Here is a 20,168-nt window from a genome sequence, read left to right on the forward strand (position 1 = left end):
GAGGGGCCCGCGTAGCGGGCCATGGACGCGCCGCTGAGGGCCGCCGCGTAACAGGCCGTGGACGCGCCGCTGAGGGCCCCGCGTAACGGGCCGTGGGGCACGCCCCTGAGGGGCCGCGCGTAACAGCCCGTTGACATGGCCGCAACGCCGTAACTACGATCGCCGCACCCTCGTGAATCGATTCACGACATTCACGCGGCACAGGCCACGGGTTCCCGGACCGTCGTCCCGCCGGCGCTCCATGGCGATCAGTCGATGTCGAGCGGGCCGGTCGCCGGCGCTCATCCCCCCATCCTGGAGGCACCACCATGAGATCGAAACGAGCCGGTGCGCGCGCCCGCGGCGGGCGCCGCGTCACCGCGGCGGCCCTCGGCCTGGCGCTGGCGCTGGCGCCCAGCGCCCAGGCGGCCTGGGCGGAGACGGCCCCGCTGCCCCAGGGGGCGCAGACGGCGGCGCCGCTGGCAGCGGTGGCGCCGCCCGCGGTGCCGGCGGTCGTGTCGGGGCCGCTGCCCGAGGTCGCCGCCCTCGACCCGGCCGCGATCGACCTGGCCGGCTTCACCGGCCTGGAGCAGCAGATCGCCCCCTACCTCGGCAACCTGGCCAGGCTCGCCAACAGCGTCAACGACGACAGCGCGACCAACTACGGCTACATCACCTGCAACTGCTGGCGCACCGGGCAGGGGCCCGGTGACGCCCGCGTCATGGAGAACGTCCTCACGCTGGCGTACTTCTACACCGCGAACCGGCCGTGGAACCCGTACTACCGCGACGCGGCGCTGCGGCAGCGGCTTGAGGCGGCGCTGCAGTTCACGCTGAGCAGGCAGAACGCCGACGGGTCGTTCCCGCAGGGCAGCGGGGACGTCCACTCGCGCGCCGCGACCGGCTTCGCGCTCGAACTGTACGCGATCATGCTGGAGCTCCTGGACGCCGACGGCACCGTGGACCCGGCGCTGGTCTCCGCCCTGACCCAGTCCATGAAGGCGGCCGGCGTCTGGTTCCTGGAGGACGAGGAGGTGTGGGGGCCGCGCGGCTCGCAGTTCGCCAACCAGGTCGCGGGCGGTCTGGTCGGCATCTCCCGCCTGCTCGGCCGCTTCGGGGACCCGGCGCTGCGCGCCCGCTTCGAGCAGCGCCTCGCCGACCACGAGCGGATCTCCCAGGGCGAGGCCGGCTTCTTCCGCGACGGGACGGTCGCCCACCGCTACAGCCTGGAAGTGGAGTCGGAGGACCTCGCGGGCTGGGCCGACCCGGCCACCCAGGCCACCATCGACCGGATGCAGTCGCGCTACATGGACTGGGCCCAGTACAACCTGCTCTACGACAAGGTCCTGGACGGCTACTTCATCAACACCGCGATCGACTCCCGGCACCGCGGCTGGAACTACGCCGACGAGCTGCCCATCGGCTCCAACAACCTGTGGGGCGCGAAGATCCCGCAGGCCAGGGCGTACTCGGCCACGCAGGAGGAGATGCGGCAGCGCCGCGAGGACTTCGCCGAAGGGGGCTGGGAGAAGTCGGTGGCCCCGCTGATCGCCCCCACGTGGGCGTACCTGGACCCGGCGGTGGTCCGCGACGTGGCGCTGAAGGAGGAGTACTACCCGGCCGCCACCGAACGGCGGGCGGCGATCGGCACGCTGCGGCCGTACGCGGGTGGCCCGTACACCGAGTACCGCCCCGACTCGGCCCTCGGCCAGCGGTTCGTCTTCGCCAAGCGCCCCGCGTACGCCGTCGGCCTGGGCTTCGGCCGGCACTTCAACACCCAGTACGGCTTCTGGGACAACCAGCGCTTCGGCCTGAACTACCTCTACGACCCCGAGCTGGGCGTGGTGATCCAGGGCCAGAACGCGCCGCAGATCGGCGCCCCGCGTACGCGGCCGGTGGACGCCGAGCTGTCCTGGGGCACCGGGTGGACCGCGGCCGACGGCCCGCACTTCGACTCCTACGACCAGCCGGTCCCCGCGTTCTACCTTGACGGCGCCCCGGTCGATCCGGCCACGGTGAAGGGCCTGGAGGCGCTGGAGATCCGCTACGCGGCCGAGAACGCGCCCGTGACCAAGTCGGTCACGCTCGGCGACACCCTCAAGGTGCGCGTCAGCGGCTCGGGGCAGTTCTTCGAGCGCATCCCGCTGGTGCTGGAGCCGGACGACACGCTCCAGTGGATCGGCGGCGGCGGCGTCCAGGTCGGGTCCCGTGCCACCGCCGAGAACGTCTCCGGCGTCGTGGTCAACCGCGACGGGCGCAGCGTCGAGATCCGCTGGACCGGGGCCGGCACGGCGACGCTGTGGCCCTCGTCCTTCCCGGTGGCCGGGGGGAAGCGCACCCTGCAAGTGCTCGACGTCAAGGCCGCGGGCGAGCTGAGCTACGACGTCCGCGTCCTGGACGACGCCTGCGTCGGCTCCGACGAGTCGGCGACGGTGCGCATCGGCGCCCGGGACACCGGCGTGCCCAACCCCGACGACGGCACCGGCTGCACGGTCGCCGACCTGATCCGGGCGGACGAGCAGTGGGAGAGCCACGGCGCGTTCGTTTCGCACGTCACCAAGACGGCGCACCGGCTGGCCCGCGCGGACGTGCTGAGCCGGCGCGACGCCGCGCGTCTCGTCACCGCCGCGGCCCGCTCCGACGTCGGCCAGGACCTGGTCACCGCCAGGCTGGACGCCGCGACCGCCACCGCCGGCCAGGAGCTCACGGTGCATGTCGCCGGCCGGGACATCGGCGAGGTGACCGTCTCGGGCCCCTGCCTGACCGCGGACGCCACCGCCGCCGGGCCCGGCGAGGTGAAGGTCGCCGTACGGGAGACGACGCTCCCCGGCGAGTGCCCGCTCCAGGTCCGGACGCTGCGCACCAGCGGCACGGCCGAGATCGACGCTCTTGACCTGCGGATCGTGCCCGACGCCGAGGGCGTGGTGTTCCGCGACGGCTTCTCCTCGCCGGCGGCCACCTCGCAGGCGTGGACCGCCGTGGACGGCACGTGGACCGTCGCCGACGGCGTCTACCGCCAGCAGGACACCACGCGTACGGGATGGAGGTCCGTCATCGACGACCTGCGCATCACCGACGGCTTCGTGGAGACCGACATCACCTTCCGCACTCTGGCCACCTCCACCGCCTTCGGCGGCGTCCAGGTGCGCACGGCCAAGCCCGGCGACGCGTACACCCAGTCCGGCTACCTGATCTACCTGCGGCCCAACGGGTCGGTGGACGTCTACCGCGCCGGGACCGGCGTGATCGCCACCGGCACGGGGGCGGCGGTGACGGGCCCGGTGAAGCTCCGCGTCGAGCTGCGCGGCGCCGAGATCCGCGCCTTCGTCGGGGGGGAGACGACGCCCCGCGTGACCGTCACCGACCCGAACCCGATCGGCGGACCCGGGTCCGTGCAACTGATCACGGGCCGCGCGGCCGTGGACTTCGACAACGTCCGCGTGGCCCTGACCTGAGGAAACGCCGCTCCGGAATGTGGCCTTCTTCACATTGCCCACCCGGTGTGGATTTGTACGCATAACCTCACCGGCTGACGCCCCTACTGTCTGCCGAGTCAGAGATCGCCGACAAGGCAGACAGTAAGGGGACAGATTCTGATGAACGCGCTCGAAGAGATCGCCGGGGGCTGGCGGCGCGTCATGGGCCGGGTGCTGGTGGGCGTGACGGCCGCGGCGCTGGCCGCCACCGCGGTGGCGCTGCCCGCGGAGGCCGCGGCCCCCGCGGCCGAGGCCACCGGTACGACCGCCGCCGCGCCGGCGTCCCAGGTCAAGAACTACTACTTCGCCAGCGGCCTGCTCGGCCGCAACGAGGTGCCGGAACCGGGCAAGAAGGTCAACGACCGCGACGGCAAGGCGATAGCCAAGTTCCGCATCAAGGGCAACCGCTTCTACTACTTCGTGCAGTGGAAGCACGTGGCCAAGCCCACCGCCTTCCACATCCACCGCGGCAAGGCGGGCAAGAACGGACCGGTCGTCATCGACCTGCTGTCCAACGGCACGATCCGCGGCAACACCAGCTCCGGCTCGGTGGTCGTCCGCGACCTGAGCGTCCTGAAGGGCATCAAGAAGAACCCGCAGAACTGGTACGCCAACCTGCACACCAAGACGTTCCCCGACGGCGCCGTCCGCGGCCAGCTCCACAAGACCGGCCGCTGGTGACCGGTGCGGCCGGGGGCGGAGGCCGCCCCCGGCCGCCTTGCGGCCTGCCGGGTGGAGCCACTGCCGCCCGCCGCCACTTCGGCGCCAAGGGGCGCCGCGCGCGATGCGCTGAACGACCGCTGAAAGTTACATCGCCGCAGGCCGCCGACCGGGGCGGACTCCGCCGTACGCCGGCGGGGCTGGCCCGGCCGCGCACCGGTCTCGTACGGTGACGCCGCCACGGCCCCCAGGCGAGGAGCGCAGATGCGGCACACACGACGACGTATTCTCCAGGCCCAGCGGCTCGCGGCGGGCGCCGCCGCGACTGCGGCGGTGCTCGCGCTCGGCGCGGCCCCGGCGCACGCCGACACCTTCCGCACCGCGACCGAGAGCGGCTGGGGGCCCACGATGAGCGCGGGAAGGGCCAACGCCGAGGCCAACGCCCGCGCGGCGCTGAACGCGCAGGCGGCCCAGGCGGGGGAGACGTGCCCAAGCGTGACCACCACGTCCACGCACGTCTACACCGCGCCCGACGGCTCGGCGTACGTCTTCAGCGCGACCGCGTCGGGCACCTGCGTGCCACAGCCGCAGCCGGCCTACACGGTGCCGCGCTCGGCGACGCGGCAGGGCGGGGGCACGTCATCGACCGCGGCCATCCAGGCGGGCTCGCAGGCGGCACGGGCGGACATCCTGGCGGCCGGGGTCGCATGCGCGAACTGGTCCACCACATCCACGCCGGTGTACACGGCGCCGGGCGGCGCCTGGTACATCTACAACGTCACCGTTTCCGCAATGTGCACGAATTAGCACTATAAAGCGGACATTTCAACATCCGGGGCACGGAATTCCAGCAGAGGATCTCCGCGCCCCGCGCTCTTTCCCGGGAGATGCACGGGTGAGCGCCACGTCGTGCGGCCCACCGTGCTCCCCGCCCTCCCCATGTCATATCCGGCCCGGGTATGGGGCCGCCTCCGGAACTCCAGGAAGCGGAGGCGGCCCTCTGGACGTGATGCAGGAGGCGGTCAGCGCCTGGGTGGTGCGGGCGTGACCGGAGGGGCCGGCCTGGGGACTCGGGGTGGGCTAGAAGTTGGGCGCCCAGAGGGCCCAGCCGGTGCCTGACTGGTAGCAGGTGTACCAGGGCCACAGAGTTCCGAGGCCGCGCTGCCCGGCGGACTCGCAGGCGGCACTGTTGGGATAGACGGCGACGACCCCGGCGTTGGCGGGGGAGGCGGTGATGCCGCCGATGGCGGTCAGGGCGAGGGCGATGACCGCCAGCCGAAGCGCATGTCTTTTCATCGGGCTCCTTCTACCTGCGACCAGGGCGAGAACTTTAAGGAAAGTTTACTAATTGTTTGAGGGCTCATTCAAGGGCCGGGACGGGCAGGGATCAGGCAGGGATCAGGCAGGGATCGGCCGCCAGGCGAAGGCGTCGCCGTCCCGGGCGATCCGGCCCAGGCCGGGGAACGGCAGGTGGTAGGCCAGTACGAGGAGGTTCTCCGCCGCCGCCCACTCCAGCAGTGCGCGGCGGCTGCGTACCGACCGCTCGGCGTCGGCGTCCCAGGGGGTGCGCCAGGTGGGATGGCCGAGCTGGAGGGGATCGTGGAAGGAGTCGCCGGTGCACAGCAGCCGCTGCCCGCGCGACTCCAGCAGCACGGCCATGTGCCCGGGGGTGTGCCCGGCGGCCTCGACCGCGCGGACCTGCGGCATGATCTCCACGCCGTACTCCACCGGGCGCAGCCGCTCGCCGAAGACCCGGATCGCCTCCAGCGCCGGCTCCCGCTGGTCCGGCGGCACCGACGGCGGCGCGCCGGACCAGAACGCCACCTCGGCGGCGTGCGCGTACAGGGTGGCCCGGGGGAACGCGGGCTCGCCGGGCCACATCGCACCCCGTACGTGGTCCTCGTGCAGGTGGGTGAACACCACGGCCACCGCGTCGGCCGCGGAGAACCCGGCCTCGGCCAGCCGCTCGCCGAACCGTCCCACCAGCGGGGCGACCTCGGGCCCGTACCCGCCGAAGTCCCGGCCGAGCCCGGTGTCGATGACCGTCAGACCGGCCGGGGTCTCGACGCACAGGCAGTTGTAGCCGCACCGCACCGTCGTCCTGCCGCGTCCCTCCGCCGCCACGGCCGCGCGCAGCTCCTCCGGCGGCACGCCCGTGCCGGGGGTGAAGAACGTCTCCAGCGCGGGCTCCCACGGCGGTTCCGGCTGCCCGTCGCTGATCACCGCGCAGGGCAGGTCACCGACCGCGAACCTGTGGATCATCCCGGCCCCCCCTCTCCCGGGTCATTCTCACCGGGAGAGGGGGCCGCGCCGGGGACCGCCACGCGGGGTCACCAGCGGTGGTGCACCTGCGGCCGGATCAGCTCGTCGTACACCGCCCGCACGGCCTCCAGGGTCTCGGACGGCAGCGGCGCCAGCGCGGCGGCCCCGGCGTTGGCCCTGGCCTGCGCGGGGTTGCGGGCGCCCGGGATGACGACCGAGACGCCGGGCTGGTCGATGACCCAGCGCAGCGCGAACTGGGCCATCGCCACCCCCTCGGGCACCAGCGGGGCCAGGCGGCGCACCGCCTCCAGGCCGGTGGCGAAGTCCACGCCGGAGAAGGTCTCGCCCACGTCGAACGCCTCGCCGCGCCGGTTGTAGCTGCGGTGGTCGTCCGGGGCGAAGACGGTGTTCTCGTCGTACCTGCCGGACAGCAGCCCGCTGGCCAGCGGCACCCGGGCGATGATCCCCACCCCGGCCGCGCGGGCGGCCGGCAGCACCCGCTCCAGCGGCTTGAGCCGGAACGCGTTGAGGATGATCTGCACCGTGGCCACGCCCGGCCGGGCGATGGCGGTCAGCGCCTCCTCGCAGGTCTCCACGCTCACCCCGTACGCCGCGAGCTTCCGCTCGGCGACCAGGGTGTCCAGCGCGTCGAACACCGCGTCGGTGGAGTAGACCGGCGTCGGCGGGCAGTGGAGCTGCACCAGGTCCAGGGTGTCCACGCCCAGGTTCTGCCGGGACCGGTCGATCCAGGCCCGGAAGTTGGCCATCACGTAGTTCGCGGGCACCTGCTCCATGCGGCGGCCCATCTTGGTGGCAACCGTGAGCTCCGGGCGCCCCTTGGCGAAGCGCCCCACGATCTGCTCGCTGCGGCCGTCGCCGTACACGTCGGCGGTGTCGATGAAGGTCACCCCCGCCTCCACCGCGGCCTCCAGCGTGGCGAACGCGTCGTCCTCGCTCACCTCGCCCCAGTCGGCCCCGAGCTGCCAGGCCCCGAGCCCGACGACCCCGACCTGCCGTCCGGTCCGCCCCAATGTCCGGTTCTCCATGCGTTCTCCCCGCGCGACAGCCTCAAACGTCGCCCTTAGTATCCCGGACCGCCTGAATCCTCCGGTTCTCGGCGGCGACGGCCTCGCCGAACACCCCGGCGGCGGCCTCGCACTCGGCGATGAAGTCGCCCGGGTAGCCCTGCTCGAACTCCGTCGCCGACTCCAGCCGGCGTACCGCGTCGGGCGGCAGGACGAGGCCGGCCGCGCCCAGGTTCTCGGTGAGCTGCGCCAGGCCGCTCGCGCCGATGATCGGGTGCACGGCGGCGGAGCGGGAACGGGTCCAGGCCAGGGCCACCTGGGCGGCCGTGACGCCCAGCTCGTCCGCGACCTCCCGCGCCGCGCGCGCCACGGCGTGGTCCCGGGCGGTGAGGGACCCCGGATCGACGCGGGTGGACCCGCCCGGCCCCTCCGGCCGGCTGAACTTGCCGGACAGGACGCCGCCCGCCAGCGGCCCCCACGCGGCCACGCTCATCCCGTACGCCTCCGCCATCGGCAGCAGCTCGCGCTCCACATCGCGCCGCAGCAGGTTGTAGGGCACCTGCAACCCGGCGAACGCGGTCCAGCCGCGCCACTCCGCCAGCGTGTTGGCCCGGCTCACCAGCCACGCCGGGGCGTTGGAGACGCCGATGTGCAGGATCTTGCCGGTGCGCACGGCGTCGTCCAGCGCCCGCATCGTCTCCTCGATCGGGGTGAGCCGGTCCCAGATGTGCACCCAGTACACGTCGATGTAGTCGGTCCTGAGCCGGCGCAGGCTGCGCTCCAGCGACAGGGTGAGGTTCTTGCGGTGGTTCCCAGAGGCGTTCGGGTCGGCGGGGTCGCGCGAGAGCGTGTACTTGGTGGCCACGACGAACCGGTCACGCTTCCCGGTGAGCAGCTCGCCCAGGATGCTCTCGCTCTCGCCGTACGCCGAGGCGGTGTCGATCACGTTGCCCCCGGCGGCGGCGTACGCGTCGAGCATCGCGGCGTACTCGCGCATGCGCCCGGAGCCGGCGGGCTCGTAGAAGGTCATCGCGCCGAAGAACAGCTCCGACACCCGCAGCCCGGTGCGCCCCAGCGATCGGTATCTCATGCTCCGAGCCTGCCCGCCGGGCCGCCCGCGCGGGAGACCGCGCCGAGACCATCCCTCGCAGGGCCACGATAACGACCTAGACTCCTGCTCATGGGCGACAACGAGCTGGGCGACTTCCTTCGCGCGCGGCGCGAGGCCGTCTCCCCGTCCGACGTGGGACTGCCCGCCGGGTCCCGCCGCCGCACTCCCGGTCTGCGCCGCGCCGAGCTGGCCACGCTCGCCGGGATCAGCGTCGAGTACCTCACCCGTCTGGAGCAGGGCCGCGACCGCCGCCCCTCACCCGAGATCATCGGCGCGCTCGCCGACGCCCTCGGCCTGTCCGCCGACGAGCGGGTCCACCTGCACCGCCTGGTGAAGGTGACGACGGGCGCCGTGTGCCAGGCCGCCGAGCCGCCCGCCCGCGCCGTCCGCCCCACCGTGCTCGCGCTGCTCGACCGGCTGGAACCGGCGCCGGCCCTGGTGGTCAACCGGATCGCCGACATCCTCGCCTGCACGGCCGGGTTCCGGCGCCTCGCCGCCCCCTCGGGCCTGCTCGACTCCCGGCCGCCCAACCTCGCCCGCTACGTCTTCACCGACCCCCGCGCCCGTGCGGCCTTCCCCGACTGGGAGCACCTTGCCGACGAGCGCGCCGCCGACCTCAGGGCCGCCGCCGCCCTGGGCGACCCCCACGCCACCGCCCTGGCCCGCGAGCTGACGGTGACCGCCGGCGCGCCGTTCGGCGACCGCTTCCACTCCTCGGGCACGCTCCCCGCGCGCACCGGAGTCGAGCGCTGGGCGCACCCGGTGGCCGGCGAGCTGCTGCTGGCGTACGAGAGCCTGGAGCTCCCCGGCACCGACGAGCAACGCCTGCTCGTCTACCTCCCCGCCGACGACGCCGCGTCGGCCACGCTCGCCCTCCTCACCGAGGCCCGCCCCACCGCCGCCGCGTACCAGTAGACCGCCCCGCCCCGCACGCACGCGCACAGGGGCCGTGCCTTGAGTCGGTCCCCAGGGGCCGCAACAAAGTCGGAGCCCCTGGTATGGATCTGTCTGCCCGCCCATCGCTCGGGCGTCACAATGGTGTCCGCGGCCATCGCCTGTCCTCCTTCGATCTTGATCGTTCGCACTCCGAAGGGTCACGCGATGGCCGTCACCATTTCGCCCCGCCACGCCCGGGACCAGGCCGAACTCGCGCACCACTCCCAGAGACGCACCCCGCGCCGGCCCGCGCACGCCCGCCCTTCGACGTGTGGCGCAGCCGGTCCCAAAGGGTGCACGCGAGAAGCCGCCCCCACCGGCACAGGCGAGGGCGGCCCGGAGAGGCGGGCCGGCAGGAGGCGGTGCATGGGGGGCGAGGAGGGCGACGCGGCGCAGGCCGCATTCCCGCAGCCAGGTGTCATAGTCGGCGATGGTGTGGGAGGCGCCGCCGCGGGGGTGGCGAGCATGCTGGCGCGAACAGGATGTGGTCGGCGATAGCCACCAGGCCGTCGGGGGAGAGGGCGGCAGCGGCCCTGGCCAAGAGGGAGCGGGCCGAGGCGGCGGTCTGCAGGTGGAAGATCCCGGCGGAGAACACCCGGTCGAAGCCGTCCCAGTCGTCGGCCCAGAAGTCCAGCCCCCGGGGGTGAACCGGGAGTCCACGCCGAGCTGGGCGCTCGGCACCGCGGCCAGGCGCAGGATGTGGGGCACGTCCACGCCCACCGCCGAGAGGGCGGAGAACCGCGTGAGCATGAGGTGGCTGTACAGGCCGGTGCCGCAGCCGACCTCCACCACCACCCGCCGTCCCGGGGCGCCGGCCACCGGCGGCCACGGCCGGGCGGCCGCGGGTTCAGCCCGGAACGCTCGGGATGCGGCAGATCACTCCGGACGGCCCCGGCGGCCCCGTCGTTCGGCCGTGGTGCGCCCGAACAGCTTCTCGATGCTGCGGCGCTCGCGCTTGGTGGGACGCCCCGCGCCACGATCGCGTACCGCGACCGCGACCTCCTCGAGCGGAGGCGGCGGCGGGCTCTTGTCGATGTAGCACTCGGCGGCCACGGGCGCGCCGACGCGCTTGGTGATGATGCGGGAGACGACCACGACGCGTTCGCGCCCCTCGTGGCGGAGACGCACCTCGTCCCCGATCCGGATCGCGTGCGCCGGCTTGACCCGCACCCCGTTGACCCTGACGTGCCCGCCGCGGCACGCGTCGGACGCGATCGAACGGGTCTTGGTCAGCCGCACCGACCAGATCCAGCTGTCCACCCGAGCGCTCACCTGCTCACCCGTCACCCCGCCACTGTACTGCGGCAGCGCGCACCACCGTCCCGTGCCGCGGCCTGCCCACACCGGTCATCCATGGGGGCTTCTGGAGAGCGCCCCTGGTGAGCAGGCGCCGTGGTCTCTCAGCGGCGCCTGCCTTTCGACGGGTCAGAACACGAGTCGGGTCAGAACACCGAGTCGCAGTCGAGGGCCGAGTCGTTGGCGTCGATGTCGGCCTTGTCTCCGCGGTCGAAGACGCCGTCGCCGCAGCGGATGATGTCGCGCAGGCCGTCGTCGGCGTTGATGGTGTCGGCGTTGAGGCCGCCGTACGCGGTGTCGCGGCCCAGGCCGTCGTCGATGTTGATCTCGTCCTGGCCGGCCTCGCCGTAGACGACGTCGTTTCCGTCACCGACGTCTTCGATGGTGTCGTCACCGATGCCGCCGCGAACGGTGTCGGTTCCGTCGCCGGTGGAGATCTCGTCGTCGCCCGCGCCCCCTTCCACGTGGTAGGGGACGGTGCTGAGCGCGGTCAGCAGGTCGGCCTCGTCGCGCAGGTAGACGTTGACGCGGCTGGCGACGGCGACATCGCACAGTACGCCGGTGCCGGCGTTGTTGTTGAAGGTCGTGCACAGGTCGGCGTTCTCGGTGACCGGGGCGGCGATGTCCACGAACCTGATCTGGTCGCCGACGCGGGTGATGGTGAGCCTGTTGGCGACGTTCGCGCCGGCGGTGAAGGTCAGGCCGTCGTCGCCGAGGCTGACCGTGCCCGCCGCCGCGGCGTGGGCCGGGCCCGTGATGAACGTGACGCCCGCCACCAGTAAGGCGGCGACCGATGGTCCCGTGATGACTCGCATGCGGAAGATCCCCCTCAGAAGCCGGGACATGGAACACGAGGACGTTCGCAGAGCGGCAGGCGGCACACCGCGCACTATTGCGCGCTCCTTCTGGGCACCGATACCTGGACTGGAGGGCCGGCCTGTGGTCCGGCCGTCGTCCGGCCTTGTCAAGGGGCGGGGGGAGGCACAGAATGAAAGTGTGACCGGCCGGTGAGGTGAGCACCGGAGACAGCAGCCCAGACCAGGGCGTCGCCGCGGCGGGGCCCGGATCGTGGCGGCCTACCATGTACAGACGACCCGCTACCGATGAACGTGTCGTGTCCTTGTCCGGCGGCGGTGGCGTAGATCCGCATCTCGTTGACGTGCGCCGGGGGACGATCCCGCCCATGAGGGGCCCGGGTGTCCGATCATGATTCTCTTCTCGCGGCGCAGGCGTACCGCCGGCCGCTTCGCCAACGTTGACGGCATTCCGTTCCGGATGCCGGTGGAGACGCGGGGCAGTCCGGCGCTGCTGGCCGTGTACCCGATCGAGCCGGAGGGCACGCGGGCGGTGCTCCCGGAGGAGTTGCATCCGTGCCGGGTGCGCGGCAAGGGGCTGCTGGTGATCGCGGTCGTCGACTACCGGGACACCACGATCGGCAGCTACGTCGAGTTCTGCATCGGAGTCCTGTGCACCAGGGGAGCGCGGCCGGCGCCGCCGCTGTCGCCGCTCCTGCTCGGCCGGGCCTTCGGCACCGGCCTGTACATCTACGACCTGCCGGTGAGCACCGAGATCTCGGTGAAGGGCGGCCTGGGCATCTGGGGCATGCCCAAGCGGCAGGCCAACCTGGACTTCGTCGTCGGCGACACCACGGTGAGCAGCCAGTACGACCTCGACGGGCAGATCGTCATGCGAGTGGACGTACCCCGCCCGGCCGGGGCGTGGCTGCCGTTGCGGTTCAACGGCGTCGGGTACGGCTGCTTCCGCGGCATGCTGGCCAAGTCGTCGATCTCGCTGCGCGGCCGGATGGGCGTGACCCTCGGAGGAGGGCCGGGCAGCCGGCTTCTCATCGGCGACCACGAGCGGGTGGCGTGGCTGAAGGGCCTGGGCGTGCCGGAGGAGCGGCCGCTGCTGACCGCCTTCATCCCGTCCATGCGCGGAACACTGGACGATCACGTGGAGACGTGGTTCCTCACCTCGGCCTCCCGGCCCCCGCCCCCGAGGGAGGGCCTGGACAGCGTGGTCGGCCTGGGGCTGTCGCAGGACCGGCTGCCGCCCCCCGACCGTGTCCACAGCGACCGCCTGCTGGCGGCGCGCGGAACGCGTGAACCGATCGGACGGGGGGTGGCCTCGTGAAAAGATCACTCGTTCTGGCCGGAGGCGGCGCGAAGATCGGCTGGGCGTCCGGCGTCCTTCAGGTGCTGATGGAGGAGTCGGACCTGGAGTTCGACCACATCGACGCCACCAGCGGGTCGGTCTTCAATCTGGGCATGCTGCTGTCGGGCCGCTCCGCCGGGGAGATCGCCGAAGCCTGGGGGAACCTGTCGCCCCGGGAGTTCCTCTCCTTCCACCCGTGGTGGCGCTACCTGGCGTTCTGGACGCTGCCGTCGCTGCTCACGCAGGACGCGGCGGTGCGCCGGATCCTCCCCAAGTGGGGCATAGACCTGGCGAAGGTGCGAACCTGCCGCCAGGTCAACGGGCATCCGGTGACCGCCACCTTCAACGTGGTGGACTTCACCACCAAGCGGATCAAGACGATTCCGCACGAGCAGATGGATCTCGACTACTTCCTCGCCGTCGACGCGGTGCCGGGCGTGGTGCCGCCGGTGGCCAAGGACGGCACGCTGTACGTCGACGCCTTGCTGCTCAAGGACGCCAACCTCGCCGAAGCCGTACGGCAGGGCGCCGAGGAGATCTGGGTCATCTGGGCGATAGAGGACCGGCCCGAGTGGCGGGGCGGATTCTGGAACCACCTCGGGCACATCTTCGAGATCTGCGCCACGGGCAACCTCAAGCGCGAACTCGACCGCATAGCGGAGGTCAACGAGCACGTGGCGGCCGGGACCGCCGAGCCGGGGCAGCGCCACGTCACCGTGCACATCGTACGGCCCCGGCACCCCATCCCCGTCGGCTACCTGTTCTTCCGCGGCAGGCGGCAGATGCGCCCCACGATCGAGGCCGGCCGGATCGCGGCCCGGGAGTACCTCGGCAGGACGGGGCACCTGCGCCGTGCGGCCCCGGCGGGCGCCGCACGGACCCCGCGGCCGGAATCCGCGAGAGCCGCACCATGAAGACCCTCCGGGCCGGCTGACGCGGTGGCTCACCATCCGGCGGTGACGCGGACGTCGTCGAAGGACGCGGTGGCGTTGTACGTGGCCAGCGCGATCTTGCCGCCGGTGTGGCTGCGGTCCACCGCGGTCAGTTCCTGGACGCCGTTGACCGCGAACGCGAGCGCGTCGCCGTTGAGGGTGGCGGTGAAGGTGTACGCGGTCCCGGGGCTCAGCGTGTACGGCTTGCTCGCCAGCACCGTGGCGACCCCGCCGACCCGTTTCATGATGTGCAGCACCCCGTTGGAGTAGTTGAACCCGTAGCGGTTGCCGGCATCGGTGTAGCGGGCGCTGATGCCCAGGGCCGGGTTGGCGCCGTAGCCGAGAGGTTTGATCGAGGCCCGCACGGTGTAGTCCGTCCAGGTGCTCTGGCCGGCCGTGGAGATGTTGTTGCCCGCGAGGGCCGCCTGCCGGTATCGCGTGGTGCCGTCGGTGACCGGCGACCAGCTCCCGCCCGCCGGGGCCCACCCGGCGGCGTCGCCGTCCTCGAAGTCGTCGGAGAAGAGGGTGGGGCCCCCGGTGGAGACGCCGATGTACAGCTCGTGCGCCGAGAGCGCGTTCAGGTAGAGGTAGTCGGTGCCGGCGGAGGTGTAGCCCGACAGGCTCTTGAGCCGGTGCCCGCCGGTGAGCTGCTGCGGGGCCGTCCAGCTCGCACCGCCGTCGGACGACGCCCGCAACTGGACGTTCTGCGCCGCGTCGGGGAAGTAGTAGCGGGTGACGCCGCCGGAGTGGGTGATCCAGGGCTTGTCCGGATGGCTGTAGCCGGTGGACATGGTGGTCACCGCCCACCGGTCGCCGGTCCAGCGGGAGAGCCGGTGCTGCATGCCGGCGGTCGTGCCGTCCACGGAGTAGTCGAAGGCGATGAGCGGCCGCCCTTCGCCGTCCACAGTGATCTTGGCGCCCTGGACGCCCCACTGGTCCCAGGTCTCCTCGGCCCGCATCGGCTGGTGGACGTCGGAGTTGGCGCGGGTGATCGGCAGTTCCTGCCGCGCCCCGCCGGCCTGGTAGAAGGTGTCGTCGGCCGGGCTGTAGCGGACGTAGGAGCCCATGTGCCGCTCGGGGCGCGGCTGGACCTTGGCCCATTCGAAGGCGATGTGCAGGTCGCCGGCGCCGTCGGCGACCATCGCGTTGGGGTAGAACGTGTAGCCGGTCTCGTTGCCGAAGCGTTCGATCAGCGACCACGTGTCGGTGGAGTCGCGCCACCGGTAGAGCTCGCCGTAGCGGCCCCGGGACCGGATCAGCAGGTACACGTCGCCGTTCGGGGTCGTGGCCAGGATGGGGTAGGTGAAGGCGTTGTACGGCGCGATGGACGCGATCTCGCCGCTGCGGTCGGTCCAGCCTCCCGTCACACTGCCGGGCACGTTGCCGCGCTTGTACCGCATCGGGTTGTCGTGCATGCCGTAGAAGGCGTGGATGTAGCCGTCACCGTCCACGGCGATCGACGGCTGCGTGTGTCCCGCGTCGGCCACGATCCCGGTGTCCACGATCGCCGAGGTCCAGGTGCCGCCGGCGCCGCGCCTGGCCACCACCACGTTGAGGTCGGCGTCGAGGTAGGTGACGTACGTCGCGCCGTCCACGTGGACGATGGGGGTCCACCAGCCCGCACCCGAGCTGGTCGGGTGCGTGGTGGCCGGCACCTGGACGGTGTGCAGCGCGGCCGCGTGCGCGGGCGCCGTGACGACGGTGACGAGGATCGCGGCCGCCGCCGCGAGTACGGTGAGCGCGCGCGATGGGGGGCGTGGCATCGCGGGCACCTCCTTCACTGGTCCAAGGGGGGGTTCCTGGTACGTATCAGGAGCGCGGGCCGGTTCACTGGCTCGTATCAGCAGATCGTGATCCCGGCACGGATCTCGTGTCAATGGTTACCGGAACATTGCCGGTGGATAACGCCAGGGCACTTGACAGCCGGCCGCGGGCTCGTCACGATCGGGGGCCAACACGTAGCAGCAGCATCCATCCGACCGATCCGGTCGCTGATACGAATCAGGAGACGGTTCATGGCGGGCGTACGCAGGCGCGTACCGCGGCAGGCCGATGTGGCACGGCTGGCAGGGGTGTCACAGGCGACGGTCTCGGCCGTCATCAACGGGCGGGCCCGTGAGTCGGGCATCCCGGAGCAGACGGTCCGGCGCGTCGAGGACGCGGTGCGGCAGCTCGGCTACGTCGCGAACGCGGCCGCCCGCAGCCTGAAGGGCAAGGGCAACCGGCTCATCGGGGTGCACTCCTTCGAGTCGATGTTCCCGATCGACCAGCTCGACTTCTACCACGAGTTCCTGACCGGCATCGAGCAGCAGGCCGTCGCCGACGGCTACGACCTGGTCCTGTTCGCCTCCACCGAGTCGGCCGACGGACGACGGCACATCTACCGCGACGGGACGAACCGGCTCGCCCTGGCCGACGGCAGCGTGCTCATCGGTGTCGAGCACAACGCCTCCGACCTCGCCCGCCTGGCGGGCGAGGGCTATCCGTTCGTGCACATAGGGCGTCGTACCGTGCCCGGGGCGGACATCTCCTGGGTCAGCGCCGACTACGCGACGGCGACCGCCGACATCGTCGCCAGGCTCGCCGGCCTCGGCCACCGCAGGATCGGCTACATCACCTGCGCCGACCGGGTGGACGTCCACCTGGACAAGGAGGCCGGCTATCGCACGGGATGCGCCGCCGCCGGGCTGCCGGAACTCATGTACGTCATAGACCCCGGGCACGTGGACGACGCGTGGCTCGACGCCGTGCTCGCCACCGGGCTGACCGCACTGCTCCTGGAAGGCGCCGAGATCGCCACGCTGGTCGCGGCGCTGCTCGACGCGCGCGGGCTCACCGTGCCCGGCGACCTGTCGGCGGTGGTCCTGGTCAACCTCCCCGCCGTCGGCGCGCCCCGCTGGAGCTCCCTGCGCATACCGCGCAACGAGATGGGACGGGTCGCGGTGAAGCTGCTCATCGACCTGCTCGCCGATCCCGCTCCGGCACCCGCCCGGCACGTTCTCCTGCCCTGCGAGCAACTGGACGACATCACGATCGGCCCGCCCAAGGGCTGACCGAGCCGAACCCACCCCGGCCGCGGGCGAGCCCGCCCGCGGCCCGATCCCCCCTGCTCCGGAAAGCGATCCCCTGCTCCGAAAAGCGATCCCCTGCTCCGAAAGCGACCCTGCTCCGGAAACGACCCTGCTCCGGAAACGACCCTGCTCCGGAAAGCGACCCCGCTCCGGAAAGACCCTGCTCCAGAAAGGAGGCCAGGACATGCCCCTCACAGCAAGGCGACACGTGACACTCGCGGTGGCCTGCGCGGGTGTCCTGCTCGCCACCGCCTGCGGTACCGGCGGCGGCTCGGGCACCGGCGGCCCCGGCGGCCTGACCGTGTGGTTCCCCGGCAACTCCGCGCCCGAGATCGAGCTGGTCACCAAGACGCTGGTGCCCGAGTTCGAGAAGGCGCACAACGTCGAGGTCGAGATCACCTACGTGGACTGGGGGCAGATCTCCCCGAAGCTCAACGCCGCCTTCGCCGCCGGCACCGCCCCCGACGTGTTCGGCCACGGCCCCGCCGCCGCCGCCGGTTTCGTCCAGACGGGCCGCATCGACAAGCTCGACGAGCGGATCGCCGCGCTGCCGGCCGAGGACCGCGAGGACCTCGCGGCGTACCTGGAGGGCGGCAAGGTCGCCGGCGTCCAGTACATGATCCCGCTCAGCGGCCAGGGCACTCTCATCGCGTACCGCGAGGATCTGCTGACCGCCGCCGGCCTGGACCCGGCGAGCCCGCCCCGGACCTGGGCCGAGGCGTACCAGGCCGCGCAGAAGCTCACCGTCAGGGAGGACGGCGCGGTCAGCCGGGCCGGTCTGCTGCTGCAGTCGGCCAAGACGCAGCGGGTGCAGACCTTCCTGACGCTGCTGGGCTCCGAGGGCGGCTCCCTGCTGACCGGCGACGGCAGGAAGCCGGCGTGGAACGGTCCCGAAGGCACTCGTGCCCTGGAGTACTTCGCCCGCCTCTACCAGGGGGACACCGCGGTCAGCAACCAGCTCGGCGCCGACTTCGCCAACCAGCCCGCCGCGCAGAACCCGCTGGCCACCGGCAAGGCCGCGATGGTGATGGCGACGTCCGGTCAGGTGATCCAGATCGCCAAGGCCCGGCCCGACCTCGCGGACAAGATCGGCGTGATGCCGCCGCTGGAGGCGGCGACCGCCAAGACGTTCGGCGGGGCCGGCCCCGGCCTGTTCGTCAACGCCGACTCCGCGAACAAGGACCTGGCCTGGAAGTTCATCGAGTTCATGGTGTCGCGGCCGGTGTCGGACCGCTACGCGCAGGCCGCCGGCGCGCTGCCGGTGCGCGCCTCGGCGGCCACCGGCGCGTACGCGAGCGAGCAGCCGCTGCTCAAGCCGTTCGTCGAGGCCGCGCCGGCGTACCTGGGCAGCCCGAACGTGCCCGCCTGGGTGCAGGTCCGCGACGTGCTCGACAAGCACATCGAGCAGGCGCTCGCCGGCAAGGTGCCGGCCGCGGAGGCACTCGCCGCCGCGGCGGCGGAGGCGGGCCCGCTGCTGGCGGGCGAGTGACATGAGCGTCGCGACACAGGCCGGACCCGCCACCGCGCGGAGCCGGCCCGCGGTGCGGCGCCGGCCGAGCCGGCGCCGGCGGCTCATCGGCCTCGCCTTCGCCGCCCCGGCCATCGCCTACCTGGCCGTCTTCCAGATGTTCCCGATGCTGTACGGGCTGTACCTGAGCTTCACCAGCTACAGCCCGCTCGACCGGGGCGCGCCCCGGTTCGTCGGCCTCGGCAACTACGCCGCGCTGGCAGGCTCGGCCGAGTTCCTGCAGTCGGTCGGGGTCACCGTGCAGTTCGTGGCCGAGGTGCTGCCGTTCGCCGTCGGGATCGCGCTCGGCCTGGCCCTGCTCGCCAACCGCAGGGTACGCGGCATCGGCCTGTGGCGGGCCGGGCTGTTCCTGCCCCGGATCGTGCCGCTGACCGCGGTCAGCCTGGTCTGGCTATGGCTCTACTCTCCCGACGGCTGGTTCAACAGCCTGCTCGCCGATGCCGGGCTGCGGCCGCACACCTGGCTGCTGGACGAGGACACCGCGCTGCACGCGGTCGCGGTGATGCGGGTGTGGAAGGCGCTGGGCGGGAACATGGTGCTGTTCCTGGCCGGGCTGCAGGCCATCCCGAAGACCCTCTACGAGGCCGCCGCCCTCGACGGCGCCGGCGCCTGGGCCAGGTTCCGGCATGTCACGCTGCCCGGCCTGCGTCCCGTGATGGTCTACGTGATCACCGTCAACATCGTCTACCTGGCGCAGTCGTTCGCGGAGATCTTCATCCTCACCGGCGGCGGCCCGCTGGGCTCCACCACCACCACGAACTTCCTCATCTACCAGCAGGCGTTCCAGAACAACCAGTTCGGCTCGGCCAGCGCGATGGCGTTCGTCCTGTTCGCCCTGATCTTCGCGTTCTCCTTCGTGGCCATGCGCGGGATGGGCAGGCGATCGTGAGGAGACCCGGTGCCCTGGTCGCCCTGGCGACCGCGACGATCCTGGTGCTGATGCCGTTCTGGTGGATGGTGTCGATGGCGTTCAAGCCGGAGGCGGAGGTCTTCACCCAGGAGCCCCGCCTGCTGCCGGCCCAGCCGACCCTCGGCAACTTCTCGGTCGCCCTCGACGACGGCAACCTCGGCCGCGCCATGCTCAACTTCGCCATCGTGGCCCTCATCGTGGTGGTCGCCAACTGCGTGTTCGCCCTGCTGGCCGGTTACGCCTTCGCCAAGCTGCCGTTCCCGGGCGGCGGCGCCGTCTTCCTGGCGATCGTCTCCACCACGATGGTGCCGGTCGCGGTGACCCTCATCCCGCTGTTCCTCATCACCAAGGGCATCCCGCTCGCGGGCGGCAACGACCTGCTGGGCCAGGGCGGTTCCGGCCTGCTCGACACCCTCGCCGGGCTGACGCTGCCGCACCTGATCGGGCCGCTCAACGTGTTCCTGGCCCGCCAGTTCTTCCTCGGCCTCGCCGACGAGCTGGGCGAGGCCGGCAGGGTGGACGGAGCCGGCGAGCTGACCGTGTTCTGGCGCATCTACCTGCCGCTGGCCAAGCCCCTGGTCGCCACCGTCGCCGTGTTCGCGTTCACCGCGGTCTGGGACGACTTCCTCTGGCCGCTGGTGGTCACCGGCTCCGCCGAGACGCAGACCGTGCAGCTCGCGCTCAGCCGGTTCCTGACCGGCGGCAACGTCGCCTACGGCCCGGCCATGGCCGGATCGGTCCTGGTGATCCTGCCCATCCTCGCCGTCTTCCTGTTCAACCAGCGCAGCTTCATCGCCGGCCTGTCCGAAGGCGGCGTGAAAGGGTGAT

General features: G+C 72.2%; 17 protein-coding genes. 10 read left to right on the forward strand and 7 right to left on the reverse strand.

Going from position 1 to position 20,168, the window contains the following annotated elements; translation table 11 throughout:
* The first annotated feature begins 308 nt into the window (after window positions 1-308).
* From HNP84_RS05230 to HNP84_RS05240, 3 genes are all read left to right on the forward strand, one after another.
* Window positions 309-3,434, forward strand: coding sequence for a hypothetical protein (locus HNP84_RS05230; RefSeq protein WP_185048204.1), 3,126 nt, complete (start codon window positions 309-311; stop codon window positions 3,432-3,434).
* A gap of 141 nt (window positions 3,435-3,575) precedes the next feature.
* Window positions 3,576-4,136: a CHRD domain-containing protein gene (locus HNP84_RS05235; RefSeq protein WP_185048205.1), complete on the forward strand. Its 561-nt coding sequence runs from the start codon at window positions 3,576-3,578 to the stop codon at window positions 4,134-4,136.
* 243 nt (window positions 4,137-4,379) lie between these two features.
* Window positions 4,380-4,922, forward strand: a complete 543-nt coding sequence (locus HNP84_RS05240) for a hypothetical protein (RefSeq protein ID WP_185048206.1) — start codon at window positions 4,380-4,382, stop codon at window positions 4,920-4,922.
* Window positions 4,923-5,195: 273 nt separating this feature from the next.
* On the opposite strand, the gene HNP84_RS05245 is transcribed toward HNP84_RS05240, so the two are convergent.
* The 4 genes from HNP84_RS05245 to HNP84_RS05260 all read right to left on the reverse strand — a co-directional run bounded on the left by HNP84_RS05245 (window position 5,196) and on the right by HNP84_RS05260 (window position 8,492).
* Window positions 5,196-5,411 carry a hypothetical protein gene (locus HNP84_RS05245; RefSeq protein WP_185048207.1) on the reverse strand — a complete coding sequence of 72 codons (216 nt, stop codon included), beginning with the start codon at window positions 5,409-5,411 and terminating at the stop codon, window positions 5,196-5,198.
* A gap of 102 nt (window positions 5,412-5,513) precedes the next feature.
* Window positions 5,514-6,377, reverse strand: coding sequence for an MBL fold metallo-hydrolase (locus HNP84_RS05250; RefSeq protein WP_185048208.1), 864 nt, complete (start codon window positions 6,375-6,377; stop codon window positions 5,514-5,516).
* Window positions 6,378-6,445: 68 nt separating this feature from the next.
* Entirely contained in the window at window positions 6,446-7,423 is a 978-nt protein-coding gene (locus HNP84_RS05255; protein WP_185048209.1) for an aldo/keto reductase, read from the reverse strand.
* 22 nt (window positions 7,424-7,445) lie between these two features.
* Complete coding sequence (locus HNP84_RS05260) at window positions 7,446-8,492, reverse strand: aldo/keto reductase (RefSeq protein WP_185048210.1); 1,047 nt, start codon at window positions 8,490-8,492, stop codon at window positions 7,446-7,448.
* Between the two features lie 90 nt (window positions 8,493-8,582).
* Between HNP84_RS05260 and HNP84_RS05265 the strand changes: the two genes are divergently transcribed.
* Window positions 8,583-9,428 (forward strand): helix-turn-helix domain-containing protein, encoded by an 846-nt coding sequence (locus HNP84_RS05265; protein ID WP_185048211.1) that lies wholly within the window; start codon window positions 8,583-8,585, stop codon window positions 9,426-9,428.
* Window positions 9,429-10,325: 897 nt separating this feature from the next.
* On the opposite strand, the gene HNP84_RS05270 is transcribed toward HNP84_RS05265, so the two are convergent.
* Window positions 10,326-10,736, reverse strand: a complete 411-nt coding sequence (locus tag HNP84_RS05270; protein ID WP_185048212.1) for an Hsp15 family ribosome-associated heat shock protein — start codon at window positions 10,734-10,736, stop codon at window positions 10,326-10,328.
* Between the two features lie 155 nt (window positions 10,737-10,891).
* Window positions 10,892-11,560, reverse strand: coding sequence for a calcium-binding protein (locus HNP84_RS05275; RefSeq protein WP_185048213.1), 669 nt, complete (start codon window positions 11,558-11,560; stop codon window positions 10,892-10,894).
* A gap of 391 nt (window positions 11,561-11,951) precedes the next feature.
* On the opposite strand from HNP84_RS05275, the gene HNP84_RS05280 reads away from it, so the two are divergent.
* Window positions 11,952-12,878 (forward strand): acetoacetate decarboxylase family protein, encoded by a 927-nt coding sequence (locus tag HNP84_RS05280; RefSeq protein WP_185048214.1) that lies wholly within the window; start codon window positions 11,952-11,954, stop codon window positions 12,876-12,878.
* Window positions 12,875-13,813 carry a patatin-like phospholipase family protein gene (locus HNP84_RS05285; protein WP_185048215.1) on the forward strand — a complete coding sequence of 313 codons (939 nt, stop codon included), beginning with the start codon at window positions 12,875-12,877 and terminating at the stop codon, window positions 13,811-13,813. The genes HNP84_RS05280 and HNP84_RS05285 overlap by 4 nt, the downstream gene beginning before the upstream one ends.
* A 29-nt stretch (window positions 13,814-13,842) precedes the next feature.
* On the opposite strand, the gene HNP84_RS05290 is transcribed toward HNP84_RS05285, so the two are convergent.
* Window positions 13,843-15,594, reverse strand: a complete 1,752-nt coding sequence (locus HNP84_RS05290) for a BNR-4 repeat-containing protein (RefSeq protein ID WP_185048216.1) — start codon at window positions 15,592-15,594, stop codon at window positions 13,843-13,845.
* 252 nt (window positions 15,595-15,846) lie between these two features.
* On the opposite strand from HNP84_RS05290, the gene HNP84_RS05295 reads away from it, so the two are divergent.
* The 4 genes from HNP84_RS05295 (at window position 15,847) to HNP84_RS05310 (ending at window position 20,167) form a co-directional block, all read left to right on the forward strand.
* Window positions 15,847-16,884 carry a LacI family DNA-binding transcriptional regulator gene (locus tag HNP84_RS05295; RefSeq protein WP_185048217.1) on the forward strand — a complete coding sequence of 346 codons (1,038 nt, stop codon included), beginning with the start codon at window positions 15,847-15,849 and terminating at the stop codon, window positions 16,882-16,884.
* 226 nt (window positions 16,885-17,110) lie between these two features.
* Window positions 17,111-18,391 (forward strand): ABC transporter substrate-binding protein, encoded by a 1,281-nt coding sequence (locus HNP84_RS05300; protein ID WP_185048218.1) that lies wholly within the window; start codon window positions 17,111-17,113, stop codon window positions 18,389-18,391.
* A 1-nt stretch (window position 18,392) separates the two neighbouring features.
* Entirely contained in the window at window positions 18,393-19,319 is a 927-nt protein-coding gene (locus HNP84_RS05305; protein WP_185048219.1) for a carbohydrate ABC transporter permease, read from the forward strand.
* Window positions 19,316-20,167, forward strand: a complete 852-nt coding sequence (locus HNP84_RS05310) for a carbohydrate ABC transporter permease (protein ID WP_185048220.1) — start codon at window positions 19,316-19,318, stop codon at window positions 20,165-20,167. The genes HNP84_RS05305 and HNP84_RS05310 overlap by 4 nt, the downstream gene beginning before the upstream one ends.
* The last annotated feature ends 1 nt before the right edge of the window (window position 20,168 follow it).

It is taken from the genome of Thermocatellispora tengchongensis (genome assembly GCF_014202315.1).
GTDB lineage: Bacteria > Actinomycetota > Actinomycetes > Streptosporangiales > Streptosporangiaceae > Thermocatellispora > Thermocatellispora tengchongensis.

Coding starts and splice junctions, on each gene's coding strand:
- HNP84_RS05235 (WP_185048205.1), top strand. CDS start 3,576: ATGAACGCGCTCGAAGAGATCGCCGGGGGCTGGCGGCGCGTCATGGGC.
- HNP84_RS05260 (WP_185048210.1), bottom strand. CDS start 8,492: ATGAGATACCGATCGCTGGGGCGCACCGGGCTGCGGGTGTCGGAGCTG.
- HNP84_RS05295 (WP_185048217.1), top strand. CDS start 15,847: ATGGCGGGCGTACGCAGGCGCGTACCGCGGCAGGCCGATGTGGCACGG.
- HNP84_RS05305 (WP_185048219.1), top strand. CDS start 18,393: ATGAGCGTCGCGACACAGGCCGGACCCGCCACCGCGCGGAGCCGGCCC.
- HNP84_RS05230 (WP_185048204.1), top strand. CDS start 309: ATGAGATCGAAACGAGCCGGTGCGCGCGCCCGCGGCGGGCGCCGCGTC.
- HNP84_RS05275 (WP_185048213.1), bottom strand. CDS start 11,560: ATGCGAGTCATCACGGGACCATCGGTCGCCGCCTTACTGGTGGCGGGC.
- HNP84_RS05280 (WP_185048214.1), top strand. CDS start 11,952: ATGATTCTCTTCTCGCGGCGCAGGCGTACCGCCGGCCGCTTCGCCAAC.
- HNP84_RS05255 (WP_185048209.1), bottom strand. CDS start 7,423: ATGGAGAACCGGACATTGGGGCGGACCGGACGGCAGGTCGGGGTCGTC.
- HNP84_RS05240 (WP_185048206.1), top strand. CDS start 4,380: ATGCGGCACACACGACGACGTATTCTCCAGGCCCAGCGGCTCGCGGCG.
- HNP84_RS05265 (WP_185048211.1), top strand. CDS start 8,583: ATGGGCGACAACGAGCTGGGCGACTTCCTTCGCGCGCGGCGCGAGGCC.
- HNP84_RS05250 (WP_185048208.1), bottom strand. CDS start 6,377: ATGATCCACAGGTTCGCGGTCGGTGACCTGCCCTGCGCGGTGATCAGC.
- HNP84_RS05245 (WP_185048207.1), bottom strand. CDS start 5,411: ATGAAAAGACATGCGCTTCGGCTGGCGGTCATCGCCCTCGCCCTGACC.
- HNP84_RS05290 (WP_185048216.1), bottom strand. CDS start 15,594: ATGCCACGCCCCCCATCGCGCGCGCTCACCGTACTCGCGGCGGCGGCC.